This is a genomic window from Streptomyces sp. NPDC091271, assembly GCF_044757505.1.
Taxonomy (GTDB): Bacteria; Actinomycetota; Actinomycetes; order Streptomycetales; family Streptomycetaceae; genus Streptomyces.
Genome location: NZ_JBIVVD010000011.1, coordinates 68,366 through 94,302, shown reverse-complemented (window position 1 = coordinate 94,302; position 25,937 = coordinate 68,366). Strand labels below are relative to the sequence as shown.

Below are 25,937 nucleotides of genomic sequence, written 5' to 3'. Positions count from 1 at the left end.
AGGCCCCACGCATGCGGGACGGGCCGGACGGGTCAGGCCAGCAGCTCCCGTACGGACTCCCTCATCCGGGTGACGAACGCCTCGCGGACCCTCTCCGGAACGAGGTCGAGCGACAGATACGGATTGAGGTCCTCCAGCTCGACGAGCAGCAGGCCGCCCTCCGGCGTCCGGCAGGCGTCCACCCGCTGGATGCCGTGCGTGAGGGTGTTCCACTCGACGAATCGGCGTGCGAAGTCCAGGTCCTCAGGGCTCGGGACATACGGTTCGAGCACCCAGCGCCTGTCCGGACGCGGTGCGTGGAGGGCGTACTGGAAGTCGTGGTCGACGAAGTAGAAGGACACCTCGTAGCGGAAGTCGATCCTGGGCTGGACGAGCAGTGTGCCGTCGGCACCCTCGGGATACTCCGGCCTCTCGGTGAAACGCAGGCCCACCGAGTCCGCGCCGAGCTTGGGCTTGACCACATAACCGGCCGAGCGGGGGAGCAGGCCGAGATCCGCCGCACGGTCCACGGTCGGGATCACCGGGAGGCCGGCCCGGCTCAGATCGACCAGATACTGCTTGCCGGCCATGTCCCCCCGCCCGTCGAGCGTGTTGTACACCCGCGTCCCCGAATCCCGAGCGCGGGTACGGAACGCGTCGTACGCCTCCTGGTAGTGCAGGACCGGTCCGCTGTTGCGGACGACGACCGCGTCGAACCCGTCCAGCAGCGCCGCCGCGTCACGGGGGTGACAGAGCGCGACGTCGAAGGTCTCGCGCAGCCGGGACGTCAGGAAAATGTCCTCGTCGCAGTAGCGCCGCCCCCGCGCCTCGTAGGCGAGGTCGGTGACGAACAGGACGGACGGACGTGGTGCCTCGGGCCCGGCGATCAAGAAATACTCCCAGGGGGTTCGCTATCCGGCTGACGGTCAATAGCCTTGCTGGTGTTGCCCGTTCACAGCAATGAAGCCCCTGCTCTCTGCCCCACAGGAGTCACACGTGTCCCAGGCGTCCTCACCGCCCGATATTCTCTCGCCCGCCTTCGCCGCCGATCCCTACGGGGCCTACCGGGCGATGCGCGAGAGTGCCCCGCTGATCCACCACGAGGCCACGGGGAGCTATCTCGTCTCGCGTTACGAGGACGTCGAGCGCGTCTTCAAGGACCGGGCGCAGGAGTTCACCACCGAGAACTACGACTGGCAGCTGGAGCCCGTCCACGGCCGCACCATCCTCCAGCTCAGCGGCAGGGAACACGCCGTACGCCGGGCCCTGGTCGCCCCCGCCTTCCGCGGCGCCGACCTCCAGGAGAAGTTCCTGCCCGTCATCGAGCGCAACGCCCGCGAGCTCATCGACGCCTTCCGGCACAAGGGGGAGGCGGACCTCGTCGAGGCGTTCGCGACCCGCTTCCCCGTCCTGGTCATCGCCGACATGCTGGGCCTGGACAGGGCGGACCACCAGCGCTTCCACGGCTGGTACACCAACGTCATCGCCTTCCTCGGCAACCTCGCGGGCGACCCCGCGGTCGCGGAGGCGGGGGAGCGGACCCGCCAGGAGTTCGCCGACTACATGATCCCCGTCATCCAGCAGCGCAGGGAGGAGCCGGGGGACGATCTGCTCTCCGCGCTCTGCGCCGCCGAGGTCGACGGCGTACGGATGAGCGACGAGGACATCAAGGCGTTCTGCAGCCTGCTGCTCGCGGCCGGCGGGGAGACGACCGACAAGGCCATCGCCTCGGTCTTCGCCAATCTCCTGGCACACCCCGAGCAGCTCGCCGCCGTACAGCGGGACCGGTCCCTGATCGACCGGGCCTTCGCCGAGACGCTGCGCTACACCCCGCCGGTCCACATGATCATGCGCCAGACGGCGGGGGAGGTGGTGCTGTCCGGGGGCACCGTCCCGGCCGGCGCCACCGTCACCTGTCTGATCGGGTCGGCCAACCGGGACGGAGCCCGCTACGCCGAACCGGACCGCTTCGACCTGTTCCGTGACGACCTGACCAGCACCACGGCGTTCTCCGCGGCCGCCGACCACCTGGCGTTCGCGCTGGGCCGGCACTTCTGCGTGGGTGCCCTGCTGGCCAGGGCCGAGGTCGAGACCGGGGTGAACCAGCTGCTCGACGCGATGCCGGACCTCCGGCTCGCCGACGGCTTCACCCCGGCCGAGGAGGGCGTCTTCACCCGGGGACCGGCATCGCTCCCGGTCCGCTTCACCCCGCTCGGAGCAGTGGGCGCATGACGTGGACGGCACCGCGGATCGAGCGGACCACGCTATTGAGCACTCTGGGCATGCTGCCTGAGCGCCAACTGCTGGAGGGCTGGCTGAACTGGCATCGGGAAACCCTGCTGGCCAAGTGCGCCGGTCTCGGTGCCGAACGACTGGCGACGGCGACCGTGGAACCGTCGAACCTCACCCTTCTCGGTCTGGTCCGCCACATGGCGGAGATCGAGCGGTGGTGGTTCCGGCGCAGCTTCGCGGGCGAGCCCGTCGGCGATGTCTTCACCGGGCCGTCGGACGGTGACGAGGGCTTCGACGGCGTGGACCCGGCCCACGCGGAGAGGGACTTCGGGAGATACCGGGCCGAGATCACGGCATGCGACGCGGCGGTGACCGGGCACGCTCTCGACGAGAGCTTCATGTCCACGCCCGAGGTCACCCTCAGCCTTCGCGCGGTCTACGTGCTGATGATCCAGGAGTACGCCCGCCACAACGGCCACGCCGATCTCCTGCGGGAGCGGACCGACGGGGTGACGGGCGACTGAACCGGAGGTCCGGGCTCAGCTGATCCGCGCGCCCCCCCAGGAATTGGCCTGGAACTCAGGCGTGCGATCGGACCGGGTCTCCGTACCGATGGCGCCTAGGTTTGTCGGTGCGGTGGTCCGCAGGCCACATGCCCCGTATGACCCGAAGGAGAATCGATATGCTGCGACGCCGCATCGGAGGCCCGAGTGGACCTGAGGTCAGCGCGCTCTGCCTTGGGGCGCTGCCCTTCGGCAGCACCGTGGACGAGCGCACGTCCTTCGCCGTTCTCGACCGTTTCGTCGAGGCGGGAGGCAACTTCATCGACACCGCCGACAACTACGTCTTCTGGCTTCCGGGGAGCACGGGGGACGAGAGCGAGACCACGGTCGGCCGGTGGCTGGCCGCCCGGAACCTGCGCGAGGAAGTGGTGATCTCCACCAAGTTCGGCGGGCGCCCCACGGTCCCCGGGACCGGGCTGGAGACAGCCGAAGGTCTCTCCGCGCCCGTAGTGCGCAAGGCGGCGCAGGAGAGCCTGCGCCGCCTGGGCACGGACCGTATCGATCTGTACTGGTCGCACGTCGAGGACCGGACCGTCCCGCTGGAGGAGACCGTTGGTGCCTTGAACGCACTGGTCTCCGAGGGCCAGGTGGGTGTGCTGGGGGCCTCCAACCATCCGGCCTGGCGCGTCGAGCAGGCCCGCGCCGTGGCCCGGGGGAACGGATGGGCGAGCTACAGCTGTGTGCAGCAGCGGTATTCCTACCTCCAGCCGCGGTTCGACGTCGCCCTGCCCGAAGCGGGCCACGTCCATGTGACGCCGGAGATGCTGGATTACGTGGGCAGCGAGCCGGATCTGACGCTCATGGCCTATTCCACCCTCCTGTCCGGTGCCTATGCCCGCGAGGACAAACCCCTGTCGGCGGCCTACGATCACCCGGGCACCGCACCCCGGTTGGCAGTGCTGCGCCAGGTGGCGTCCGAGCTGGGTGCCACGCCCAGCCAGGTGGTGCTGGCCTGGCTGCTGCACGGCACCCCTCCGGTGCTTCCCATCGTGGGGGTCAGTTCCGTCGAGCAACTCGACGAGCTCCTTGCCGCTGTGGACCTGCGCCTGGAAACCGAGCAGCGGAAGCGCCTCGACGAGGCCTGACGACCGCCCCCTGTCGGCTTCTGAAGTGACCGCGGTCGGGGCGGCCGCGGCGAGGCGTCAGCGGATGTGACGCCCCGAAATGGCCCGGGCGATGACCAGCCGCTGGATCTCGCTCGTACCCTCGAAGATCGTGTAGATCTTGGCGTCGCGGTACATCCGCTCCACAGGGTGCTCCCTGCTGTAACCGGCGCCGCCGAGGATCTGGACCGCCTTCTCCGTCGCGGAGACCGCGAGTTCCCCGGCGCGGAGCTTGGACATGGAGCCCTGGCCCGCGTCGAAGGTCCGGTCGTTACGGGCCATCCAGGCCGCCTGCCAGATCAGCAGGCGTACGGCCTCGATCTCCGTACGGATGTCGGCCAGGGCGAAGGCGATCGACTGGTTCTCGATGATCGGCCGGCCGAAGGCCTCGCGTTCGCCGGCGTACTCCAGCGCGTACTCGTACGCGGCGCGCGCGATACCCAGCGCCTGGGCACCCACGGTGGGGCGGCTGACCTCGAAGGTCGCCATCGCCGCCTGGCCCTTGGCGGTGCCGCCCTCACGGGCACGCGCCAGCCGGGCGTCCAGCCTCTCCTTCCCGCCCAGCAGGCAGAGCCCCGGGACGCGTACGTCGTCGAGGAACACGTCCGCGGTGTGCGACGCGCGCAGGCCGAGCTTCTTGATGGTGCGGCTCGCCGCCAGGCCCTTCGTGCCGGGCGGCACGATGAACGCGGCCTGGCCGCGGGCGCCGAGGGCGGGGTCGACCGAGGCGACCACCACATGGATCCCGGCGATCCCGCCGTTGGTGATCCACGCCTTCTGGCCGGAGAGCACCCACTCGTCCTTGGCCTCGTCGTAACGGGCCTTCGTGGCCATGGCGGAGACGTCGGACCCGGCCTGCGGCTCGGAGACGCAGAAAGCGGCCACCTTCGGGTCGTCCTCGTCGCCGTAGCACTGCGGAACCCACTCGGCGAGCTGGTCGGGCGTGCCGGAGGCGAAGATCCCGGCGACCGCGAGCGAGGTGCCGAACAGTGCCATGCCGATCCCGGCGTCGCCCCAGAAGAGCTCCTCGTTGGCGATCTGGAGAGAGAGTCCGCTCGGGTCGCCGTACATGTCGGCGAGCGACTCGAATCCATACAGACCGATCCTGGCCGCTTCCTGGATGACCGGCCACGGGGTCTCTTCGCGTTCGTCCCATTCGGCCGCCGCGGGGCGCACCACCTGGGCGGCGAAGCCGTGGACCCAGTCGCGGAGGTCCCGCTGTTCCTCGGTCAGGGCGAGGGAGAAGTAGCTCATGGGCTCAGGCCTTCGGGATGTCGAAGTAGCGGGTCAGACCCGAGGCCAGGCCGACGTCACCGGCGACCTTCAGCTTGCGCATCATGAACATCGTCACGGGATTGCCGTTGCCGGAGACCAGCTTGAGGAATTCGGCGTCGCCCATCACCAGCGTCGTACGGGGCTCGGCGTCGGATCGGCCCGCGCTCACCGTGCAGGTGCCGTCGGCTATGGAGGTCTCGTAGACCTCCTCGCTCTCGCCCGTGATCTTCCAGCGGATCAGGGCCTTCAGCCCGCCCGCTGCCTCCGGGCGGAACTGCTGCCGCATCCGGCCGAAGACCTCGCTCAGCACCCGGGCGCGCAGGTCACCTTGCATGACCTCGCCGAGCTGTTTGGCGGACAGGTCCTTGACGATTCGCGCGAACTCCTCCGGGGAGACGGCACCGAAGTCGAGCCCGGACAGTTCGTCGGTGAGGTTGCCGCTGCTGTTGTCGGCCACGCCAAATCCTTACTCCAGAGTAAACTTACTTCTGAGTAAGGTAAGTCGGCCGTCGCCCCCGCGCAAGCAGGCGAGCGTCACCAGGCGCCGTCGTGGCGCACCGCGAGGTGCGGGTGATGAGCGGACAGCACCTTGTTGGCCCACGCGAGCTCGGACAGCGCCTGTTCGCGGTCGGCCTGGTCCTCGATGCCGAGCCTCGGCCCGCGGAACCTGCGCACCTCGCGAGCGGCGCAGTCGGCGTCGAACTCAGCCTGCAGGATGTGCGGCGGAGTGCAGGACCCGATCAGCGCGGCGACCCGGTCCGGGATCGGCACGGGGACGAGGAGGTGCGAGGCGGTCATGTGGGGGTTCCCTCTCGGATGGTTGGCCAGGAGGTGGCGCTTCGCGGCGGCCGGTGGGCCACCGCTCCTCCCTATGTAACGGGACGCAGTTCCGGGTTTCTTGTTGAGAACGTCTCCGTGTCGCAACCGTTTGGGACTGACCGTCTATTTCCTGTTACCTGGAGGTAAGTTGACTCCATGCACTCAATGTGATGGCCCCTCAGTTCAGGGACTGACCGCCACGAGCGCGTAACCGCGACGCGCGCAGCACGGCTTCGGTCGAGAAGCGGCTCTCGGGATCGGTCAGCTGGTCGCCGAAGATGGCCTCGAGGCTGCGCATCCGGTAGCGGACCGTCTGAGGGTGCACATCCAGCAGCTCGCCCATCTGGGCGGCGGTGCCCCGGGTGTCGAGCCAGATCCGCAGGGTCTCGATCAGCCGCTCGCGCCGTGTGGGGCTGATGCCGGAGACGGCAGCCAGTTCGCGCTCGGCGAGCTGGTCGAGGAGAGCGGTGTCGGAGAGGAGCCACAGGGTGATGAGGTGGTCCTCGCAGAGGATGACGGGCGCGTCGTCGATGACCCCCGCGTCGACCAGTTCGAGGACACGCCGGGCCCAGCGGATCGAGTCGGCGGCGAGCGCGGTCGGCACGGTCAGCCCGATCGCCGCGCCGCCGCCGGGGATCGTCCGGTCGAGCATCTCTCTGCGCGCGTCGTTCATCGGCCCGGGAATCAGCAGGTGCGGCTGCGGATCGGCGGGATCGATCAGGACGTCGTGGTCCGCGCTGATCCGGTCCAGGCCGGACGGGGCGCGTACGGCGACGAGCGTGACCTGATCGGGCAGCGTCCATCCGGTCTGCTCGCACAACTCGGCGATGGCGCTGCGGGGCACGGGTCTGCCCGTGAGGATCAGATGCAGCAGACGCCGGCGCACCGCCTCGCTCTGCTGGTCGGACTGGGCCTGCACCTCCAGATAGCCCTCGCGGGACAGCGACTCGAGCTCGTCCACGTACGCGAACAGCGCGTCGGCGAAGCTGAGCATCAGCGCCGGCGAGAAGTTGTAACTCCGGCCCACCTTCTTCGCCCGCCGGAGCGCGACCCGCGCGCCCAAGCGGTAGGCGCCCTGGAGCGCGTCCATGGTGCGGCCCTCGTAGGCCTCGAACCTGCCGAATCTCCGGCACATGTCGTCGCGCAGGACCGTGGGTGACGAGGGCTCGGCGACCAGGTCGACAAAGGAGGAAAGGCTCTGTTCGACGCCCATGCGGATGGACGTTCCGTTGGGGCCGTTCAGCAGGCGCGCGTATTCCGGATAGGCGCGGGTCACTTCCATGCCTATCTCTTTGATCAGGCTCGGCAGTTCGGGCCGCATGATCGCGGCGAACTCCTGGGGGAGGGGCCCCAGCGGGTCTCCGGTGTCCAGCGGCTGGATGAGTCTCGGCATGACCGTCCCCTTGCTTCCTGGGCCCGGAGTGGGTGGAACGTGTGGGGGAAAGCGCTCCCACGGACCGGCAGGTGTGTACCAACAACGGCGCCGAAGATAGACCAAGTCGGGCGGGGTGCACACCGCCTGGACAGGATCGAAGTGCAGGGGGCACACAACGTGGCCCTGTTGTGGGGCTCCGGTGCAGGTGGGGCCATAAATGCTCACTTCCGGACAATGTTTTCGGCCGTGGGCGCACCGAGGGTGTCGACGGGGCGTCGCGGCGCCCGCCGCGCCGGCTGGGCCGAGGGATGTCTCCGGAATCTCCTCGGCGTCTTTTTGTCCTTTCCGGAAGCTTCGCGCGGTGGTGGCGCCGAGTCGGGGGACGGCGGCAACGCGGTATTCCGCAGCGATATTGCGCACGAAGTGACAAGTGAGCCAGGCGAATTAGTGACCTACTGACGAGGAAAAAAACTTGCCCAACCAATCTTGACCGGCGGGATTGTGCTCCAAGTTTCCCGCAAGTAACGTCACGCCCTGTCACAGAACGTGTGTGGCTGAAAGCGCAGCATGGCCCCCACGCAACACGATTCATCGCGGCACTCCCTGCGTCTTTGCAGGAATTCGGGTGCCTTCCCCGCAACAGTGCACCCGCACTGGCGAATCGGAGGAACTCACTGTGCGCAACTCCCTCAGAAAGATCGCGATCGCGGCCGGTGCCGCCGCAGCAGCCGTCACCCTCGGAGCCACCACCGCCACCGCCGGCGTCGCCGCTCCGACCTGGACCGTCGGCCCCAACTCGCCGGAGACCTTCTCGGCCAGTTCCGGCACCGTCACCCTCGTCCTCAACGGCGTCCCGATGACGTGTACGTCCTCCGCGGCGTCGGGCAACCTGGCCAGCGCCCCCGGCACGACGAACGTGCAGGTCGGCACCATCGCTCCGCTGACCTGGAGCGGCTGCACCAGCCCGTTCGGCCCGGTGACCCCGACCGCCGACACCTCCACCTCGTGGAAGCTGACCGCGAACACCTACAGCGCCGGTGTCACCAACGGGTACATCGCCGGAGTGAAGGCCACGCTGAAGGTCCTCACCTGCACCTTCACGGTGACGGGCAACGTCGCCGCCAAGTACACCAACTCCACCGGCGTGCTGGCAGTCAGCAACAACGCCACCTACAAGCTGACCGTCGCCACCGTCACCTCGGGCTGCGCCGGTATCGCGGCCGTGGGCAACAACCCGACCTACACCGCCAACTACAACGCGGTCACACCCAGCGGCGGCACCACCAAGCCGACCATCGTCTACACCCCCTGATCCGGCCACGAGCCACTCAGGGATGAACAGGGGTCGCACCGCGGGGTCCGCCCGCCGTGCGGCCCCGTGCCCACCGGACCGTTGCCGAAACGGAGGAGCCAGCTGTGCGCAGGTCTCTCAGGGAGCTCGTGATGGCGGCCGGTGCCGCTGTCGCCGCCATCGCCTTCGCGGCACCCGTCGCAACGGCGGGCGTCGCGGCGCCCACGTGGACCGTCGGCCCGAACCCGGCGGAGACCTTCTCCGCCGGCTCCGGGACCGTCCGTCTCCAATGGGGCCTCGACGCCAACCTTCCGACCACGTGCGAGTCATCGGCGGCACGGGGCAACCTGGCTACCGCCTCCGGTACGGCGAACGTGCAGGTCGGCACAATCGCTCCGCTGACCTGGAGCAACTGCACCAGCCCATTCGGCCCCTTGTACCCGGCCGCCGACACGACCACCCCTTGGAAGCTGATGGCGAACAGCTACAACGCCGGTGTCACCAAGGGATACGTCTCCGGAGTGAAGCTCAGGATGACGATGCTCACCTGTTCCATGACGGTGTCGGGCCGGCTCGCCACCACCTACACCAACTCCACCGGCGAGCTGAAGGTCAACGACGACAGCACCTACAAGCTCACGGTCGGGACAGCTACTCCGGGATGTGCCGGGCTTGCGGCTGTGGGGGACAACTGGGAGTACCAAGCCCTCTGTTCCGTGACCACGCCGAGCGGCGGCACCACCAAGCCAGCCATCGTGTTCACCCCCTGATCCGGCCGCGCACCCGCGATGAGTGAGCAGGGAGCCCGTGGCGAGTCCGCCTGACACGCGACGCACGTCCGGTCGGTCCGAGAGGGGAGATCGTCAGTGAGAGGCAGTCGTATGAATGGCGCACGCAGGCGCACGGCGCGTGGTGCGGCGGTGGCCACCGCGGTGCTGCTCGGAGGGATGATCCCAGGTGCGCAGGCCGCGTCAGGTATGCAGGAGATCGACGCTGAGCTGGCCTATACGTGCGACCTGCCCGAGGGCGGGCAGCCGGTGAAGGTCGGGATCACCGCGCAGCTGCCCGAATCGGCTCGGCCCGGGCAGGCGATACAGCCCGAGAACGTGGTCCTGGAGACGACTCTTCCCGAGGGCGTGATCCCTGTGCCGGCCGGTTCGTCTGCGACGAGCGTGAGCGCGGAGATGAAGCTCGCTGTCGATGTGTCCCAGAAGGACGAGCATGCGCAGGCCGAGTGGATCGGCACGACCGCCGAGCCCGTGCCGGTTCCCGCCGAGGGCGGTCTGCCGCTGACCACGTCGGGCACCGTCCCGTTCGTGAAGCCCGGGGCGCCCGGAGACCTGACCTTCGACGCGGGAGCACTCTCGGTGGAACTCTCCCTGAAGACCGCTCAGGGCACACCCGCGGAACCGTCCGCCATCTCCCTGAACTGCGCCCTCGACCCGGAGCAGGGGGCCGAGCTGGCGAAGATGGACATCAGTGGTGACGGCGAGGACGGTGCATCCGCGTCGGCGCCGCCCGCATCCGCGCCTGCCGAGAGCGAGTCGTCAGGCGGTGAGGCCACCCCCGAGGTCGGCGCCAGGGCGAAGCAGCCCGCTGCCCCCGACGCCCCTCCGTGCGTCGGCGACGTGAACAACGATCTGAACCTGAACGCCTATGTGACCGGCTATGCCAACGTGACGAAGCTGGACGGGGCGACCAAGTTTCCTCTGGCCTGTACGCAGATCCAGCAGGGGCCGACCCGCGTCGACCTGTCCGAGCCGGGATTCACGCACATCTACCAGGATTCGACCGCCCTGCTCGACTACGAGGGAAAGCCTCAGCTGCCGCCCGCTTCGGGCACTTTCCTGACCTTCGGCTTCATGCCGACCACCGCGACCCTGGAGATGACGCAGATCCCCCCAGGTGTGGATGGAGAGGGGACTCCGGACTACAACGTGAAGTCGCACCTGGTGGTCGACTGGTCCGACATGTCGAACAAGGGTGTGACGACCATCGATCTCGACCTCATGCTCCGACTCCGCGACGTCGAGGTGAACGGCGTCCCCCTGGACGTGGGTGACAACTGCCGTACCAGTAAGCCCTTCACTCTGTCCCTGGCAGGCAGTATGACGGCGAAGGACGGTGTCACGACGGGCTACACCTTGGCTACGGGGGGTGTCCTGACAGGGTCGGTGACCCTTCCCCCGTTCAGTGGGTGCGGCGTGGGCGAGGACCTCGACAGCCTCTTCACCGCGTCGTTGTCCGGTGTGCCGGGCTACGTCAAACAGGTGCAGGGTGCCCCTTGCGCGGCTCAACAGCACACCCCGGGTTCCGAAGGCGCCGTCTGTACGGACGAGTACGGGCCGGTCGACGTTCCCGAGGCGACCCGCTGACCCGCGAAGCCATACCGATCCATCGCACCGAACGAACCGAACGCAGCATCTTCCGTGAGCCGCTGACGAATTGAGGGAACAATGAGACCTGCCTCGAAGACCTGGATCAAGGCCGCCGGCGCCGTCACCGCGTCCGCCGCACTGGTCATGCCCCTTACCGCAACCCCGGCCGGCGCCGCCACGGCCGCCGCCCAGCTGAACGGTTCCTGGGCCCCCTTCGACCGCTGCCCGGTGGACGCCCCGGCCATGCTCGCGACGGACGGCGACACCGATGTCCCGCTGTGCGTGACGTCCACCTCGCCCAACGGGACGATCAAACTGGGCAACACCACGGCGACGACCGGGTCCACGAACCTGCAGTTCGGCGTCATCCAGCATCCGGCCGAGGGGACCTACACGGTCATCCCGCCGGCGGCCGGATCCATCATCAGCGGGAAGACCACCATCCCCGGTGGCCTCCTCGGCATCATGTGCCCCAGTAACGTCCCGGTCATCTCGGGCGTCTGCGGGCAGATCACCAACGCCACCCTGAACAAGGTGACCGCCACGGTGGAGTCGGCCGGCACGCCGACCGAATTCAGCCTGGTCGCGGGCATATCCTCAGGGCCGATCGTCAAGCTGCCTGTCAAGATCCGCCTGGAGAATCCGCTGCTCGGCTCCAACTGCTACATCGGAAGCAGCAGCAACCCGGTGATCCTGCGCCCCGGGAACCTCAGCGCGCCCAGCTTCTCCGCCTCCCGGTTCAACGGTGACGGCTCGGCGAACCCGGACGAGGGATCGATGATCCAGATCGCCCTGGCCGGGGCGGCCCAGGGTGACAGCCAGTTCTCCGTGCCGAAGGCCAGTGGCTGCGGTCTCGGCGGCATCCTCAGCTGGGCGATCGACCTCAAGGTCGGCCTGCCGGCCGCGGCCGGCTCGAACAACCTCGTGCTGAACGACGCCAAGACCTACACGGCCGGACTCACCGCTCCGGGCCTGTCGGTGCCCGACGCCGGCAAGGAACTCTCCGAGAGCTGGCACTCCGCGGTGAAGTAACCGGCGAGACCGGCACGGGGCGCCGTCTCCGGCTTCTTGTCACTTCATGCGCCCCGGACCTTGACCGCCCATGAGCCCGCCCCGGCCGAATGAACCCTGGTCGGGGCGGGCTTCGGCGTGTCCGGGCCCGCTTCCGGGAGCCGCCGCTTCGGCCGGGAGGTCCTCACTTTTCGACAGGTTTCGCGGCCCGATTGCTCATCGGCGCATAAGAAAACGGTGTGCTGCAATTACCTCGGAGAAAGTTCGTGAAGTGCTATTGCGGACTTAGGTTACCGGCCCGTAGCGTCCCGCTTGAGCAGCTCGGAAACGCGTCCGTACCTGCTCGTTCGACGCACGTGGAGTCCTGGTCGAGCCCCCTTTACCCGGGATTCCTCCGGGAGTTCATCCGGCCCCGAACCCTCCCACCCGGGGCGGGGTTCTCCCGACCGCCGGTGTCTCGTGGCTCCGGCCCCCCTGGGCCACGGGGCACCGGAGCACCCGGAGTGCTTGCGCAGATTCCGACAAAGCCGTCCGGCGGGTTTGTCAATCGGTGACAAGTGATCCACACAGAGATCGAAGTCCGGCGATTCCCGCTGTTCAACGGCTTGTCCTCGCGGTTTCGACGGACATAACGTGCGCCTCCTGGTGCATGTGTGACGAGCCGCCATTGCTTTTACCGGAGCCGGAGCGCTGACAGATGACGTCGTTCACCACCACTTCGAGGGAGGGCCGATGGGTATCGAAGTAGTCGTCGAAGGCCTGACGAAGTCCTTCGGCAAGCAGAACATCTGGCAGGACATCAGCCTCACGCTGCCGGCCGGTGAGGTGAGCGTCATGCTCGGGCCCTCCGGCACCGGGAAGACCGTGTTCCTGAAATCCATCATCGGACTGCTGAAGCCGGAAAAGGGCCGAGTCCTCATCAACGGCGTCGACATGGTGAACAGCCCCGAGCGCGAAATCATGGAGACCCGGAAACTCTTCGGCCTCATGTTCCAGGACGGCGCCCTCTTCGGCTCGATGTCGCTCTTCGACAACATCGCCTTCCCCTTGCGTGAGCACACCCGCAAGAAGGAGTCGGAGATCCGCCGCATCGTCATGGAGCGGATCGACATCGTGGGCCTGCTGGGCGCCGAAGGAAAGCTGCCGGGCGAGATATCCGGCGGTATGCGCAAGCGGGCCGGTCTCGCCCGTGCCCTCGTCCTGGACCCGCAGATCATCCTCTGCGACGAGCCGGACTCCGGCCTCGACCCGGTCCGTACGGCCTACCTCTCGCAGCTCCTGATCGACCTCAACGCCCAGATCGACGCGACGATGCTCATCGTCACCCACAACCTCGACATCGCGGCCACCGTCCCCGACAACATGGGGATGCTGTTCTGTCGCAACCTCGTCACCTTCGGCCCGCGCGAGGTTCTGCTCACCAGCGACATGCCCGTCGTCTCGCAGTTCCTCGCCGGACGCCGCGAAGGCCCCATCGGCATGTCCGAGGAGAAGGACGCGGCCACCCTCGCAGCGGAGCAGACCAACGGCTTCGTCCACACGGCCGGGCCCCGCACCGTCGTACCGCAGCTGGAGCCCTCAGCCGGACTGCCCGTGCGGCAGGGCGCCCTGCGCCGCCGGGAGCGGGTGCTCTCCATGATGGGCCAGCTGCCGGAGGCCGCCCGTACAGCCATCCTGAACAGCTACACGCCGACCTTGGACGGTGGGCGCCGATGACGGCACCGCTGCCCGTACGCCCCTCCGTGCCGGCCGCCGAGGAGGCGCGGGCGCAGGCACCGAAGCAGAGACAGCCCTCGCGGCTTCTCGCCCCGCTGCGCCAGACCGGTCAGCTGTTCGCCCTCGCTCTGGCCGTCGGCCGGGCGATCTTCCGCCGCCCGTTCCAGGTGCGGGAGTTCATCGAGCAGTTCTGGTTCGTCGCCAGCGTCACCATCCTGCCGGCTGCCCTCGTCTCGATCCCCTTCGGCGCGGTCATCGCCCTCCAGGTCGGCTCCCTCACCGAACAGCTCGGCGCCCAGTCGTTCACCGGCGGCGCCAGCGTCCTCGCCGTCATCCAGCAGGCCAGCCCGCTCATCGTGGCCCTGCTGATCGCCGGCGCCGCGGGTTCCGCGATCTGCGCGGATCTCGGTTCGCGCAAGATCCGCGAAGAGCTCGACGCCATGGAGGTCATGGGCGTCTCGCCCATCCAGCGCCTCGTCGTCCCCCGCGTGCTGGCCACCATGTTCGTCGCCGTCCTGCTCAACGGGCTGGTGTCCGTCGTCGGCACGCTCGGCGGCTACTTCTTCAACGTGATCATGCAGGACGGCACCCCGGGCGCCTACCTCGCCAGCTTCTCCGCCCTCGCCCAGCTGCCCGACCTCTACATCGGTGAACTCAAGGCGCTGATCTTCGGCTTCATCGCGGGCATCGTCGCCGCCTACCGGGGACTGAACCCGCGCGGCGGCCCCAAGGGTGTGGGCGACGCGGTCAACCAGTCCGTCGTCATCACCTTCATGCTCCTGTTCGCGGTGAACATGGTCCTCACGGCGATCTACCTCCAGATCGTACCCCCGAAGGGGGGCTGACCGATGTCGATGCTCGGCTGGCTCGACCGCTCAGGGGAGCAACTCACCTTCTACGTACGGGCGCTCATCTGGATCCCCAGGACCCTGCGCCGCTATCTCAAGGAGGTGCAGCGGCTGCTCGCCGAGGTCGCCTTCGGCAGCGGCGGCCTCGGCGTCATCGGCGGAACCATCGGCGTGATGATCGCGATGACCCTCGCCACCGGTTCGGTCGTCGGCCTCCAGGGGTACGCGGCCCTCGACCAGATCGGCACCTCCGCCTTCACCGGCTTCATCTCCGCCTACTTCAACACCCGGGAGATCGCCCCGCTCGTCGCCGGGCTCGCCCTCTCGGCGACCGTCGGAGCCGGCTTCACCGCCCAGCTCGGCGCGATGCGGATCAACGAGGAGGTGGACGCCCTCGAAGCGATGGGCGTGCGCTCCATGCCCTACCTCGTCACCACGCGCATCATCGCCGGCGTCGTCGCCATCATCCCGCTCTACGCGATCGGGCTGCTCTCCTCCTACCTGGCGTCCCGCTACATCACCGTCCTGTTCAACGGGCAGTCGGCGGGCACCTACGACCACTACTTCAATCTCTTCCTCTCCCCGGACGACGTGCTGCTGTCGGTGCTCAAGGTGCTGATCTTCAGCGTGCTGGTGATCCTCGCCCACTGCTACTACGGCTTCCACGCCACCGGCGGCCCGGCCGGCGTGGGAGTGGCCGTGGGCCGCTCGGTGCGCAACGCCATCGTGCTGATCAGCGTCACCGACTTCTTCCTCTCGCTCGCCATCTGGGGTGCGACGACAACGGTGAAGGTGGCCGGCTGATGCATTCCCCAACGGCGCAGACGGTGCGCCGCAGACTCGCGGGTGTGGCCTTCGTGCTCGTGCCCGCCGTGCTCGTATGGCTGTCGGTCTCCGTCTACGAGAAGGACTTCACGGACGACGCCACCGTGACCGTACGCACCGGAAGCGTCGGCAACGAGATGCACGACAACGCCGAGGTCAAGCTGCGCGGAGTCGTGATCGGCGAGGTGCGCGACATCGAGGCGGCCGGGGACGGGGCGCGGCTGACCCTCGCCATCCAGCCCGGCCGGCTGGGGCAGATACCCGCGGACGTCACCGCACAGATGCTGCCCACCACTCTCTTCGGCGAGCGGTTCGTCGCCCTCGTACCTCCGTCCGTCCCGTCCACGCAGACCCTGCGGGCCGGTGCCGTGATCCCGCAGGACCGCTCCTCCAACGCCATCGAGCTGGAGGAGGTCCTCGACAACGTCCTGCCGATGCTGACCGCCGTCCAGCCGCAGAAGCTCGCCGCCACCCTCAACGCGGTCTCCCAGGCGCTCGAAGGACGCGGCGACAAGCTCGGCGACACGTTGGTCACCCTCGACGCCCACCTCAAGGAGTTCAACCCGCAACTCCCCACGCTCAACGCGGACATCAAGGAACTCGTCAAGGTCAGCACGCTCTACGCGGACGCCGCCCCCGACGTCCTGGACGCGCTCACCGACTTCACCACCACCAGCGGCACCATCGCCGAACAGCAGGCGGAACTCGCCGATCTGTACGGCTCCACCACCGCCTCCGCCCAGGACGTCACCTCCTTCCTGCGCAAGAACAAGGACAACCTCATCCATCTCTCCGCCTCGGGCCGGCCGACGCTGGAACTCCTCGCGGAGTACTCGGACGCCTTCCCCTGCACCCTGCGTACGATGGCCGGCTTCGTGCCCGCCATGGACAAGGCGCTCGGCAAGGGCACCGACCGGCCCGGTCTCCACGTCACGATCAAGCCCGTGGAGTCGAAGGGCAAGTACGTGGCGGGCAAGGACACCCCGGTCTACGACGCGACCGGCGGGCCGCGCTGCTACTCGGTGCCGTACACCGGCAGGGCGGTGCCGACCGCCGACGCCCGGACCGCTTCCGTCACGGACAGCGCCCCAGGCGTGGCGGACCAGGACACCGGAGCCGCAGACACGGCCCTCGGCATGCCCAACTCCCCTGAGGAGAGCCGACTGGTCAACGAGCTCGTCGCCCCCTCCCTGAAAGTGCGGCCCCAGACCCTGCCCGACTGGAGCAGCGTGCTCATCGGTCCGGCCTTCCGCGGTGCGGAGGTGAAGCTCAAGTGAAGCGCCGCTCCCTCGCGGGACCCCTCGTGAAGTCGATCGTCTTCGTCGTGGTGACCGCCCTGGCCACCACCGTCCTGGGACTGTCCATAGCCAACACGGGCGTCGGCGACACCGTCTCGTACAAGGCGCGGTTCACCGACGCGACCGGGCTCGTCGTCGGCGACAGCGTCCGGATCGCCGGCGTCAAGGTGGGACAGGTCGAATCCATCCAGGTCGCCGACAAGCGGCTGGCCGAGGTGGGCTTCGCCGTCCGCAAGGGCCGGAAGCTGCCCGCCTCGGTGACCGCCTCCATCAAGTACCTCAACATGGTCGGCCAGCGCTACATCGACCTCGACCAGGGCGCCGGGCCCGTCGGCGCCAGCTTCAGCTCGGGAGCGACCATCCCGCTCTCGCGCACCACACCCGCGCTGGACCTCACCCAGCTCTTCAACGGCTTCCAGCCGCTCTTCGAGGGGCTGTCGCCACCGGACGTCAACCAGCTCGCCGGCTCGATCGTCCAGGTCCTCCAGGGCGAGGGCGGCACCGTCGACAGCATCCTCTCCCACGTCGGATCGCTGACCGGCACCGTCGCGGCCAAGGACAAGGTGATCGGCGAGGTGATCAAGAACCTCAACACGGTCCTGAAGACCGTCAACGACCGGGAGGCTGGCTTCGACGACCTCGTCGTCACCCTCCAGAAGCTCGTCACGGGCTTCTCGGGCGACCGCAAGCCGCTCGGCGAGGCGGTCACGGCGATGGGCGCGCTCACCACCGTCACCGCTGACCTCCTCCAGGACGGCCGCAAGCCGCTCAAGGAGGACATCGCCCAGCTCGGACGGCTCACCGGAGGGCTCGACAAGAACGCCCCCAAGATCGAGAGCTTCCTGCAGAAGACCCCGGCCAAGATGGAGGCGATCACCCGCCTCACCTCGTACGGGTCATGGCTCAACCTCTACCTCTGCGAAGCCAGGGTCAGCGGTGTGACGACGGAGGACGGCAGCGCGCCGCCCACCGGCGTCACCATCGAGCAGCCGAGGTGCCAGGGATGAGAATCAAGCCCGTACGGGAACGCAACCCCGTCGCCGTCAGCATCGTCGGACTTCTCGTCCTGACACTCCTCGGCCTCGCCGCCTACCGCGCCGACGCGCTGCCCTTCATCGGTGGCGGCACCACCTACAGCGCCGACTTCACCGAATCCGCCGGGCTCGACGAGGGCGACGAGGTACGGATCGCCGGAGTGAAGGTGGGCGAGGTCACCGGCGTCTCGCTCGACGGCGCCAAGGTGAAGGTGGACTTCCGGGTCAAGGACGCCTGGATCGGCAACTCCTCCACCGTCGGCATCGCCATCAAGACCCTTCTGGGCGACAAGTACCTCGCCGTCGACCCCCTAGGCAACGCCCGGCAGGACCCCGGTTCCCGCATCACCGTGAGCCGCACCACGTCCCCGTACGACGTCACCCAGGCGTTCAACGGACTCGGGGAGACGATCGAGGAGATCGACACCGCCCAGCTCGCCCAGAGCTTCGAGACGATCTCCGAGACGTTCAAGGACTCACCACCCGACGTACGCAGCGCGGCGAACGGGCTGTCGGCGCTGTCGAGGACGGTGTCCGAGCGGGACGCGCAGCTCGCCACCCTCCTCAAGGGCAGCAAGCAGCTCACGAAGACGCTCGCGAGCAAGAAGAGCAGCTTCGAGACCCTCCTGGAGGACGGCAATCTGCTACTCGGGGAGATCCAGGCGCGCCGCGACTCCATCCACCTGCTGCTCACCGGGACCCGGAACCTCGGGACGCAGCTCACCGGGCTCGTCACGGACAACGACAAGCAGCTGAAACCCACCCTGGACTCGCTGGGACGGGTCACCTCGGTCCTGGTGAAGAACCGCAAGAGCCTCGACAAGGTGCTCTCCCTGGCCGGCTCCTACAACCGCCTCGTCGGCAACACCCTCGGCAACGGCCGCTGGTTCGACAACTACGTCTGCGGGGTCGTCCCGAAGAGCTACCTGCCCGAGGGCACGCCCCCCGACGACGGCGACTGCATGCCACCGAAGCAGGGAGGGCGCTGACATGAGACGCACACGCATCATCGGGATCGGCGCCGGGCTCGCGGTCGTGGCGGTCGCCGCCACCTCGGGTGTGATGGCGATGGACGACCAGGGGAAGACCACCGTCACCGCCTACTTCGACCAGGCCACGGGCGTGTACGCCGGATCGGATCTGCGGATCCTCGGCGTGAAGGTCGGCACCGTCGAATCCGTCGAACCGAGCGGCAAGGAGGTCAGGGTCACCCTGCGGCTCGACAAGGGCGTCCAGGTTCCCAAGGGGGCGCACGCCGTCGTCGTGGCCCCCAGCCTGGTCGCCGACCGGTACGTGCAGCTCGCGCCGGCGTACACCGGGGGAGCGCGGCTCGAGGACGACGCCGTACTCCCGGCCGCCCACAACGCCACCCCCATCGAGGTGGACCAGCTGTACGAGTCGATCACCGAGCTCTCCACGGCCCTCGGCCCGGACGGCGCCAACACGGACGGTGCGCTCGCGGGACTCCTCGACACCGGGGCGAAGAACCTCGACGGCAACGGAAAGGCCATCGGAGACTCCGTCGAACAGTTCGGAAAGGCGACGAAGACACTCGACAAGAGCAGCGGGAACCTCTTCGACACGCTGGCCTACCTGCAGACCTTCACGACGATGCTGAAGGACAACGACGGCAACGTGCGGGCCGCCGAGCAGCAGCTGAACACCGTCACCGGCTTCCTCGCCGACGACAAGAAGAACCTCAGCGCGGCCCTGAAGGAACTGGGCAAGGCGCTCGGCCAGGTCAAGGGCTTCATCCAGAGGAACCGCGGCGCCCTCAAGCAGAACGTGGACCTTCTGCTGCCGCTCACCCAGACCCTGGTCGACCAGCGCGCCTCGCTCGCCGAGTCCCTCGACACGCTGCCCCTCGCGGCGGGCAACGTGCTGAACGCCTACGACCCGGCGAACCGCACCCTCAACGGGCGCACGAACCTCAACGAACTGTCGATGGGCGGGCCGCTCACCGGGACCGAGGCCGGAGCCGCCGGCCTGGAAGGGCTGGCACCGGTGGACGCCTCCCGGCAGAAAACACTTCCCGCACTGCCGCTGCCCGCCGTCGGCACCGTCTACGGCACCCCGGAGAAGTCCGGGACGAAGAAGCCCGGAACGGACGAGAAGAAGGAGGCGACCCCGTGAGCCACGCCCTGCGCAGCCCCGGCACCCGCGCGGTCACGGGCCTCGGCGCCCTCGTCGCCGCCGGTGTCGGCTTCGTGCTGGTCGCCACGACCGTCGGCCTGCCGTCGTTCTCGGGCATCGAGCAGGTGCCGCTGCCCGGCGGAGCCGACCTCGGAGACCACCCGTACGAGATCACCGCCGAGTTCGGCGACGTCCTCAGTCTCGCCCCGCAGTCCTCGGTCAAGGTCAACGACGTAGCCGTGGGCAGGGTCACCGACATCGCCCTGACCCCGGGCAGCTGGACCGCCAAGGTCACCATGCGCGTCAACGGGAAGATCGACCTGCCCGCCAACGCCTACGCCCACCTCGAACAGTCCAGCCTCCTCGGCGAGAAGTTCGTCCAGCTCTCGCCCCCGAGCGCCGGCACCGCCCGGGGCGCCCTCTCGGACGGCGACCGGATCCCGCTCTCCCGCACCAACCGCAACCCGGAGGTCGAAGAGGTCTTCGGCGCCCTGTCGATGCTCCTCAACGGGGGCGGGGTCGACCAGCTCAAGACCATCACCACCGAGCTCAACAAGGCACTCGCCGGACAGGAACCGCAGATCCGCTCGATGCTGAAGCGGGTCGACACCCTCGTCACGAACCTGGACGGCCACAAGGAGGACATCACCCAGGCACTCGACGGCGTCAACCGGCTCTCCGCCACCCTCGCCACCCGCAAACAGGACGTCGGCACGGTCCTCACCGGTCTCAGCCCCGGTCTGAAGGTCCTGGAGAAGCAGCGCGGATCACTCCTCACCATGCTGCGCTCGCTCGACTCGCTCTCCACCGTCGCCGTCGACACGATCAACAAGAGCAAGGCCGACATGATCGCCGACCTCAAAGCCATCGCACCCACGCTCACCGCGCTCGCCGACTCCGGAAACGACCTGCCGGACTCCCTCCAGGTCCTGGTCACCTACCCGTTCACCGACGAGGTGCTCCGCGGTGTGAAGGGCGACTACCTCAACGTCTACCTGGACGTGACCGCCCAGCCGGGCACCCAGGTCATCCCCGCACTGACCCCGCCCACGGAGTCCGGCGCGCAGAAGAAGTCAGGGGCGGCTCTGCCCCTGCCACTCCCCTCGGTCACCACTCCGGGAACGGAGGGCACCCGCTGATGATCACCCTCGCCATCCGGCTCAAGAACATCGCCTTCCTCGTCATCGCCGTACTCGTCCTCGGCTTCCTGGGGGTGCGGTACGCGGACCTCGGCCACTACGTTGGGCTGCGCGACTACTACACCGTCACGGTGCAACTACCGCAGACAGGCGGCCTGTTCACCCACTCCAACGTCAGCTACCGAGGTGTGTCCGTGGGCAGGGTCGGCCCGATCGAGCTCACCGACGACGGGGTCGAGGCCGAACTGCGCATCGAGAACGACGCGCCGCGCATCCCGGACAGCCTGCAGGCCGTCGTCGCCAACCTCTCCGCCGTCGGCGAGCAGTACATCGACCTGCGCCCCACCCGCGCGGACGGCCCCTTCCTGGAGAACGGCTCGGTCATCGACCAGGCCGACACCACCATCCCCGCACCCGTCACCGACGTCCTCGTCGGCGTCAACGACCTGACGGCCTCCGTCGACACGGAAGCCCTGCGCACGGTGGTCGACGAGTTCGGCACGGCGTTCAGCGGGCGTGGCGACGACCTACAGGTCCTGCTCGACACCGGCAGCGAGTTCGTCGAGGCCGCCGACGAGGCCCTGCCGACCACCACCAAGCTCATGGCCGACGGCGAGACCGTGCTGCGCACCCAGAACGAACAGGGCGAAGCACTCAAGGGCTTCGCCTCCGGAGCCGAGGAACTCGCCGCGGAACTCAAGGGATCCGACACCGACCTGCGCCGGCTCATCGCCGCGGCGCCCGATGCCACCGAACAGATCAGCGGCCTGCTGCGCGACCTCGACCCCGCCTTCGGCGTGGTCGTCGCCAACCTCCTCACCACCTCCGAGGTCGCCGTCACACGGCAGCGCGGACTGGAGGAACTCCTGGTCAAGATCCCCGCCGTCGCGGCCGCCGGCGCCAGCGCCGTCGACCAGGACGGGGCCAGGTTCGGCATGTCGGTCACCTTCTTCGAACCACTGCCCTGCACCGCCGGATACGGCTCCACCACCTACCGCCCCGGCGCCGACGTCTCGGCGGCCCCCGCGGCCAACACCAAGGCCCGCTGCGCGTCCTCGCCCGGCAGCGGCATCAACGTCCGTGGCAGCGCCAACGCCCCGAAGGGCGGCCCCGTACCCGAACCGTTCACGCCGGGCTCCGGCCTCCTCCCCGACACGCTCGGCACCACCGGGAAGACCACTGCGCCGCAGGCCGACGGTATGGCCGGCCTGCTCGGCCTGGGAGGCGGCTCATGAGCGACCGTACGAGAACGGGGCTCGGCTGGGCCGCCCTGCTCGCCGCCGTGCTGGTCTGCGCGCTCGGCACCTGGTCGTACGCCCAGGCCCGGGGGGACGACACGCTGGCGTACGCGAAGAGCCGCGACGCCGCCCTCGCCGACGGCAGGCGGCACCTCACCCGGCTGACCAGCATGGACGGCAAGAGCGCCGCGAGTGTGAAGTCCGGGCTCACCGCATGGCTCGACGCCTCGACCGGACCGCTGCACGACCGGCTGGAGCGCACCCGGAAGAAGGACGAGGGTGAGCTCACCGAGTCCGGCGCCACCGCACGCGGCAAGGTCACCGACGCCGCCCTCACCGCGCTCGACGACCGGGCCGGCACCGCGGCGCTCATCGCGACCGTCGACGTCGCGATCACTCCGCGCACCGGCAAGGGCGGGACGGAGCGCAAACGCTTCGAGGCGACGCTCGCCCGGACCGGGAACGGCTGGAAGATCAAGGCACTTGACGCGCTACCGGTCGGGAGCGGCTCATGAAGCAGAGCACGGGAACAGCGACGATCCCGCCGGCCCTCGATCCCGAACCGGACGCAAAATCCGTGCCGGAGGGCATCCCCGCCCGTCGGAGGTGGGCCCGCCCGGCCGCGGCACTGCTGGCAGTCGTCCTGCTGGGCCTGGGTGCCACCCTGTTCGTCCAGGGGCAGCGGCTGCGCGACACCCCCGCCACCTCCAACCACGCCCTGACGCACTCCGCCGCGACCACCCGGGTCGCCGGCGACGTGAGCAGCGCGCTGGGCAAGGTCTTCTCGTACGGCCCGCAGGCCACCGGCGCCACCAAGGAGTCGGCGAAGCAACTGCTCGGCGGCCGGGCCCTCCAGCAGTACGCGGCGCTGTTCGGCCAGGTCGAGAAGCAGGCCGCGGACCAGAAGCTGACGCTCACCAGCCAGGCCGTACGCGCCGGAGTCACCCGGCTCTCCGGCAGCAGCGCCCACCTCCTCGTCTTCCTCGACCAGGTATACGAGCGCAAGGGAAAGCCCGCCACCACGGCTGCGGCGCAGCTGTCCGTGACCGCGGAACTGCGGGACGGGCACTGGCGGATCGTCGACATCACCTCCAGGTAGGGGAGAGCACCGAGATGGCACGGGTACGCACTACGAGGAATCCGCTGCGGGCCGCAGCGGTCGCGCTGACGGTCGTGGCCGCCGTCGCCGCGGGCTGGGGAGGCTGGTCCCGCTACGACGCCGCGCACGACGACTCGGCGGCCTACGCGCAGGCCCGCGACGACGCCCTGGCGGCGGGGGAGCAGGCCGTGCAGAACATGAACACGCTCGACCACGCCCGGCTCACCGAAGGGCTCGACAGCTGGGAGGACTCGACCACCGGTGATCTGCACGAGCAACTCGTCGACGGACGGGACGCGTTCGTCGAGCAGATCGAGGCGGCCAAAACGGTCAGCACCGCCAAGGTCCTGTCCGGAGCGGTGACGGAGCTGGACGACCGGGAGGGGAAGGCCGGTGTGATGGTGGCGCTGCGGGTCACCGTCACCGCCCCCGAGGGCGAGCCCGCGGTCAAGGAGAGCCGGATGCTGGGGCAGCTCACCCGCACCCCCGGTGGGTGGAAGCTCAGCGCCCTCGGCCAGGCGCCCGTCGGAAACACCACCGGCTGACCCCGCCCGTCCGCCACGCACGTCTTCGAGAGGACCCCCGACATGTCGACGACCCGTCACCTGGTCAACCGACGACGCCGGCTCGCCACCGTCGCCGCCACGGCCGCGCCGCCACGTACGGCCGCGGCACCGGAAGGACCGGCGCCCGAAGCTCCCGGGACACCCGGGGCGGCGAAGCCACCGGAAGCGGAGGACACGGCCGCCGCCGAAGCGCCCGAGGACGGGACCGGGACCGAGGAGGAGGACCCAGGCGACGGGCCTCCGCGCGGACGGCTGCCCCGCCTGCGCATCAGGCTGCCCGCCGTCCTCTGCGCCGCGACGGTCCTCCTCGGCGCCTTCGCCGTCTGGTCGTTCACCTCGGCCGGCACGCTGCGCGACGAGCCGAGCCGGCAGAACGCGGCCCTCACCGACATCGGCAGGACCAGCGAGGTCAAGGGGCAGATCACCGAGGCCGTCGGCGCGGCCTTCTCCTACGACTACGCCTCGCCGGCCAAGTCCGACCAGGCCGCGCGGAAGCACCTGACCGGCAGGGCGGTCCAGCAGCACAAGGACATGCTCGCCGAGGTACGCGCGCAGGCGCCGAAGCAGAAACTCGTCCTCACCACGACCGTCACCCAGAGCGGGGTCGAACTGCTCGACGGCGACCGGGCCCGGCTGCTGGTCTTCGCCGACCAGAGCAACACCCGTACCGGCAAGGAGGAGGAGACGACGTACGCCGCCGCCATGTTCGCCGTGGACGCCGTTCGCCGCGGGGACACCTGGCGGATCGCGGCCATCGACACGTTCACGCGATGACCCAGGAGAGGGAGGACACATGAGGTTCGACGGAACCATGCGCCGCGGACTCGCCGGCACGGCCACCGCGGTCGCGGCCATGGCGGCGCTCACCGCGTCCCAGGCCCCGGGGCTCACGGGCGGCGGCCGTGCCGACGACATGAAGAACGTGGCGTCGGACGACGTGCTCTGGACCGAGGCGCCGAACGACGACAGCTACCACACCGAGCTGCCGCCCCTGGAGTCGCCGGAGCCGCCGAGGAGCACCGGCGCGAAGCCCCGCCCCGCCGTGGCGCAGCCCTGGGCCGAGGCGGGCATCCCCGCCACGGTCCTGGCGGCCTACCGCGACGCGCAGGGAGCGCTCGGCCGCAGCGACCCCGGCTGCCATCTGCCCTGGCAGTTACTCGCGGCGATCGGCAAGGTGGAGTCCGGCCACGCGAGCGGGGGGCGGGTGGACGCCGCCGGCACCACGGTCACCCCGATCCTCGGCCCCGTCCTCAACGGCAGCGGCTTCGCGCACATCGCCGACACCGACGGCGGCGCGTACGACGGCGACACCCGGTACGACCGGGCCGTCGGGCCCATGCAGTTCATCCCGTCCACCTGGGCCCACTGGGGGAAGGACGGCAACGGCGACGGGCGCAAGGACCCCGGCAACATCGCCGACGCGGCGCTCGCCGCCGGCCACTACCTCTGCGCCGGGATCCGCGACCTGTCCGTACGGGCGGACCTGGACAGGGCGGTCCTCAGCTACAACCACTCGGACACCTACCTCCGTACGGTCGTGTCCTGGCTGGAGTTCTACCGCAAGGGCGTCCACCCCGTGGCCGACGGCAAGGGCGTGATCCCGAAGAGCCCCGGCGCGGGAGGCCCCCGCGCCCCCGAGGGCCCGGTCGGCGGGGGCGCTCCCGGCAAGGGCGGCGGCCTCGTCGTCGGCCCGCAGCCCACCCGCACACCGGCTCCCTCCACCTCGCCGGCCCCCACCCCGACGGGCTCAGGCACCCCGGGCCCGAGCGGTTCGGCGACGCCCACGGAACCCGGCCCCGACCCGACCGACAGCGGGCCCACGGATCCGACGACGACCCCTGATCCGACGACGACGCCGGACCCGACGTCCACGCCGGACCCGACCACGACACCGGACCCGACCACCTCCCCCGACCCGGACCCGAGCACCACCGGCCCGGCCTGCCCCACGCCCTCAGCGGAAACCGGCCCCGCCGCCCCCACGGACGACCCCTGCCCCACGCCCACCGCATGAC

At 69.3% G+C, this 25,937-nt stretch carries 26 protein-coding genes; 21 read left to right on the top strand and 5 right to left on the bottom strand.

Annotated features, from left to right (window positions below):
• Positions 1–32: 32 nt before the first annotated feature.
• Entirely contained in the window at positions 33–869 is an 837-nt protein-coding gene (locus tag ACIQM3_RS35785) for a hypothetical protein (protein WP_401632092.1), read from the bottom strand.
• A 106-nt stretch (positions 870–975) separates the two neighbouring features.
• On the opposite strand from ACIQM3_RS35785, the gene ACIQM3_RS35780 reads away from it, so the two are divergent.
• The 3 genes from ACIQM3_RS35780 (at position 976) to ACIQM3_RS35770 (ending at position 3,859) form a co-directional block, all read left to right on the top strand.
• A complete protein-coding gene (locus tag ACIQM3_RS35780) occupies positions 976–2,211 on the top strand; it encodes a cytochrome P450 (protein ID WP_401632090.1) in 1,236 nt (411 codons plus the stop codon).
• A complete protein-coding gene (locus ACIQM3_RS35775) occupies positions 2,208–2,735 on the top strand; it encodes a DinB family protein (protein WP_401632088.1) in 528 nt (175 codons plus the stop codon). Before ACIQM3_RS35780 ends, ACIQM3_RS35775 begins: the two co-directional genes overlap by 4 nt.
• Before the next feature lie 158 nt (positions 2,736–2,893).
• On the top strand, positions 2,894–3,859 hold the full coding sequence (locus ACIQM3_RS35770; RefSeq protein WP_401632085.1) for an aldo/keto reductase: 966 nt from the start codon (positions 2,894–2,896) through the stop codon (positions 3,857–3,859).
• 57 nt (positions 3,860–3,916) lie between these two features.
• Here the strand turns inward: ACIQM3_RS35770 and ACIQM3_RS35765 are convergent, their stop codons facing one another.
• The 4 genes from ACIQM3_RS35765 to ACIQM3_RS35750 form a co-directional block, all read right to left on the bottom strand.
• Positions 3,917–5,131 (bottom strand): acyl-CoA dehydrogenase family protein, encoded by a 1,215-nt coding sequence (locus ACIQM3_RS35765; RefSeq protein WP_401632082.1) that lies wholly within the window; start codon positions 5,129–5,131, stop codon positions 3,917–3,919.
• A gap of 4 nt (positions 5,132–5,135) precedes the next feature.
• A complete protein-coding gene (locus tag ACIQM3_RS35760) occupies positions 5,136–5,609 on the bottom strand; it encodes an SCP2 sterol-binding domain-containing protein (RefSeq protein ID WP_401632080.1) in 474 nt (157 codons plus the stop codon).
• Positions 5,610–5,686: 77 nt separating this feature from the next.
• Positions 5,687–5,950 carry a hypothetical protein gene (locus tag ACIQM3_RS35755; protein ID WP_393766440.1) on the bottom strand — a complete coding sequence of 88 codons (264 nt, stop codon included), beginning with the start codon at positions 5,948–5,950 and terminating at the stop codon, positions 5,687–5,689.
• Positions 5,951–6,149: 199 nt separating this feature from the next.
• A complete protein-coding gene (locus tag ACIQM3_RS35750; protein ID WP_401632077.1) occupies positions 6,150–7,364 on the bottom strand; it encodes a helix-turn-helix domain-containing protein in 1,215 nt (404 codons plus the stop codon).
• A gap of 658 nt (positions 7,365–8,022) precedes the next feature.
• Here ACIQM3_RS35750 and ACIQM3_RS35745 point away from each other — a divergent pair.
• The 18 genes from ACIQM3_RS35745 (at position 8,023) to ACIQM3_RS35660 (ending at position 25,936) form a co-directional block, all read left to right on the top strand.
• Positions 8,023–8,658: a hypothetical protein gene (locus tag ACIQM3_RS35745; protein WP_393766438.1), complete on the top strand. Its 636-nt coding sequence runs from the start codon at positions 8,023–8,025 to the stop codon at positions 8,656–8,658.
• Between the two features lie 104 nt (positions 8,659–8,762).
• Entirely contained in the window at positions 8,763–9,407 is a 645-nt protein-coding gene (locus ACIQM3_RS35740) for a hypothetical protein (protein ID WP_401632074.1), read from the top strand.
• A 111-nt stretch (positions 9,408–9,518) separates the two neighbouring features.
• Positions 9,519–11,012 carry a DUF6801 domain-containing protein gene (locus ACIQM3_RS35735; RefSeq protein WP_401632071.1) on the top strand — a complete coding sequence of 498 codons (1,494 nt, stop codon included), beginning with the start codon at positions 9,519–9,521 and terminating at the stop codon, positions 11,010–11,012.
• Between the two features lie 81 nt (positions 11,013–11,093).
• A complete protein-coding gene (locus tag ACIQM3_RS35730; RefSeq protein WP_401632068.1) occupies positions 11,094–12,047 on the top strand; it encodes a hypothetical protein in 954 nt (317 codons plus the stop codon).
• 711 nt (positions 12,048–12,758) lie between these two features.
• Positions 12,759–13,742 carry an ABC transporter ATP-binding protein gene (locus ACIQM3_RS35725; protein ID WP_401632065.1) on the top strand — a complete coding sequence of 328 codons (984 nt, stop codon included), beginning with the start codon at positions 12,759–12,761 and terminating at the stop codon, positions 13,740–13,742.
• Entirely contained in the window at positions 13,739–14,587 is an 849-nt protein-coding gene (locus ACIQM3_RS35720) for an MlaE family ABC transporter permease (RefSeq protein WP_401632062.1), read from the top strand. The genes ACIQM3_RS35725 and ACIQM3_RS35720 overlap by 4 nt, the downstream gene beginning before the upstream one ends.
• Positions 14,588–14,590: 3 nt before the next feature.
• Positions 14,591–15,394, top strand: a complete 804-nt coding sequence (locus tag ACIQM3_RS35715) for an ABC transporter permease (protein WP_031094766.1) — start codon at positions 14,591–14,593, stop codon at positions 15,392–15,394.
• Entirely contained in the window at positions 15,394–16,692 is a 1,299-nt protein-coding gene (locus tag ACIQM3_RS35710) for an MCE family protein (protein WP_401632060.1), read from the top strand. Before ACIQM3_RS35715 ends, ACIQM3_RS35710 begins: the two co-directional genes overlap by 1 nt.
• Complete coding sequence (locus ACIQM3_RS35705) at positions 16,689–17,720, top strand: MCE family protein (RefSeq protein WP_401632057.1); 1,032 nt, start codon at positions 16,689–16,691, stop codon at positions 17,718–17,720. The genes ACIQM3_RS35710 and ACIQM3_RS35705 overlap by 4 nt, the downstream gene beginning before the upstream one ends.
• Positions 17,717–18,736, top strand: coding sequence for an MCE family protein (locus ACIQM3_RS35700; protein ID WP_401632054.1), 1,020 nt, complete (start codon positions 17,717–17,719; stop codon positions 18,734–18,736). Before ACIQM3_RS35705 ends, ACIQM3_RS35700 begins: the two co-directional genes overlap by 4 nt.
• Position 18,737: 1 nt before the next feature.
• On the top strand, positions 18,738–19,880 hold the full coding sequence (locus ACIQM3_RS35695) for an MCE family protein (protein ID WP_401632052.1): 1,143 nt from the start codon (positions 18,738–18,740) through the stop codon (positions 19,878–19,880).
• Entirely contained in the window at positions 19,877–21,019 is a 1,143-nt protein-coding gene (locus tag ACIQM3_RS35690) for an MCE family protein (protein ID WP_401632050.1), read from the top strand. Before ACIQM3_RS35695 ends, ACIQM3_RS35690 begins: the two co-directional genes overlap by 4 nt.
• On the top strand, positions 21,019–22,254 hold the full coding sequence (locus ACIQM3_RS35685; RefSeq protein WP_401632047.1) for an MCE family protein: 1,236 nt from the start codon (positions 21,019–21,021) through the stop codon (positions 22,252–22,254). Before ACIQM3_RS35690 ends, ACIQM3_RS35685 begins: the two co-directional genes overlap by 1 nt.
• Positions 22,251–22,772, top strand: a complete 522-nt coding sequence (locus ACIQM3_RS35680; protein WP_401632043.1) for a hypothetical protein — start codon at positions 22,251–22,253, stop codon at positions 22,770–22,772. The genes ACIQM3_RS35685 and ACIQM3_RS35680 overlap by 4 nt, the downstream gene beginning before the upstream one ends.
• On the top strand, positions 22,769–23,356 hold the full coding sequence (locus tag ACIQM3_RS35675; protein ID WP_401632041.1) for a hypothetical protein: 588 nt from the start codon (positions 22,769–22,771) through the stop codon (positions 23,354–23,356). The genes ACIQM3_RS35680 and ACIQM3_RS35675 overlap by 4 nt, the downstream gene beginning before the upstream one ends.
• A 14-nt stretch (positions 23,357–23,370) precedes the next feature.
• Positions 23,371–23,901 carry a nuclear transport factor 2 family protein gene (locus ACIQM3_RS35670; RefSeq protein WP_401632038.1) on the top strand — a complete coding sequence of 177 codons (531 nt, stop codon included), beginning with the start codon at positions 23,371–23,373 and terminating at the stop codon, positions 23,899–23,901.
• A 42-nt stretch (positions 23,902–23,943) separates the two neighbouring features.
• A complete protein-coding gene (locus tag ACIQM3_RS35665; RefSeq protein ID WP_401632036.1) occupies positions 23,944–24,696 on the top strand; it encodes a hypothetical protein in 753 nt (250 codons plus the stop codon).
• A gap of 19 nt (positions 24,697–24,715) precedes the next feature.
• Entirely contained in the window at positions 24,716–25,936 is a 1,221-nt protein-coding gene (locus tag ACIQM3_RS35660; protein WP_401632034.1) for a lytic murein transglycosylase, read from the top strand.
• Position 25,937: the final 1 nt, after the last annotated feature.

Coding starts and splice junctions, on each gene's coding strand:
- ACIQM3_RS35755 (WP_393766440.1), bottom strand. CDS start 5,950: ATGACCGCCTCGCACCTCCTCGTCCCCGTGCCGATCCCGGACCGGGTC.
- ACIQM3_RS35695 (WP_401632052.1), top strand. CDS start 18,738: ATGAGACGCACACGCATCATCGGGATCGGCGCCGGGCTCGCGGTCGTG.
- ACIQM3_RS35715 (WP_031094766.1), top strand. CDS start 14,591: ATGTCGATGCTCGGCTGGCTCGACCGCTCAGGGGAGCAACTCACCTTC.
- ACIQM3_RS35710 (WP_401632060.1), top strand. CDS start 15,394: ATGCATTCCCCAACGGCGCAGACGGTGCGCCGCAGACTCGCGGGTGTG.
- ACIQM3_RS35730 (WP_401632068.1), top strand. CDS start 11,094: ATGAGACCTGCCTCGAAGACCTGGATCAAGGCCGCCGGCGCCGTCACC.
- ACIQM3_RS35660 (WP_401632034.1), top strand. CDS start 24,716: ATGAGGTTCGACGGAACCATGCGCCGCGGACTCGCCGGCACGGCCACC.
- ACIQM3_RS35725 (WP_401632065.1), top strand. CDS start 12,759: ATGGGTATCGAAGTAGTCGTCGAAGGCCTGACGAAGTCCTTCGGCAAG.
- ACIQM3_RS35720 (WP_401632062.1), top strand. CDS start 13,739: ATGACGGCACCGCTGCCCGTACGCCCCTCCGTGCCGGCCGCCGAGGAG.
- ACIQM3_RS35775 (WP_401632088.1), top strand. CDS start 2,208: ATGACGTGGACGGCACCGCGGATCGAGCGGACCACGCTATTGAGCACT.
- ACIQM3_RS35670 (WP_401632038.1), top strand. CDS start 23,371: ATGGCACGGGTACGCACTACGAGGAATCCGCTGCGGGCCGCAGCGGTC.
- ACIQM3_RS35675 (WP_401632041.1), top strand. CDS start 22,769: ATGAAGCAGAGCACGGGAACAGCGACGATCCCGCCGGCCCTCGATCCC.
- ACIQM3_RS35680 (WP_401632043.1), top strand. CDS start 22,251: ATGAGCGACCGTACGAGAACGGGGCTCGGCTGGGCCGCCCTGCTCGCC.
- ACIQM3_RS35750 (WP_401632077.1), bottom strand. CDS start 7,364: ATGCCGAGACTCATCCAGCCGCTGGACACCGGAGACCCGCTGGGGCCC.
- ACIQM3_RS35770 (WP_401632085.1), top strand. CDS start 2,894: ATGCTGCGACGCCGCATCGGAGGCCCGAGTGGACCTGAGGTCAGCGCG.
- ACIQM3_RS35665 (WP_401632036.1), top strand. CDS start 23,944: ATGTCGACGACCCGTCACCTGGTCAACCGACGACGCCGGCTCGCCACC.
- ACIQM3_RS35765 (WP_401632082.1), bottom strand. CDS start 5,131: ATGAGCTACTTCTCCCTCGCCCTGACCGAGGAACAGCGGGACCTCCGC.
- ACIQM3_RS35700 (WP_401632054.1), top strand. CDS start 17,717: ATGAGAATCAAGCCCGTACGGGAACGCAACCCCGTCGCCGTCAGCATC.
- ACIQM3_RS35735 (WP_401632071.1), top strand. CDS start 9,519: ATGAATGGCGCACGCAGGCGCACGGCGCGTGGTGCGGCGGTGGCCACC.
- ACIQM3_RS35685 (WP_401632047.1), top strand. CDS start 21,019: ATGATCACCCTCGCCATCCGGCTCAAGAACATCGCCTTCCTCGTCATC.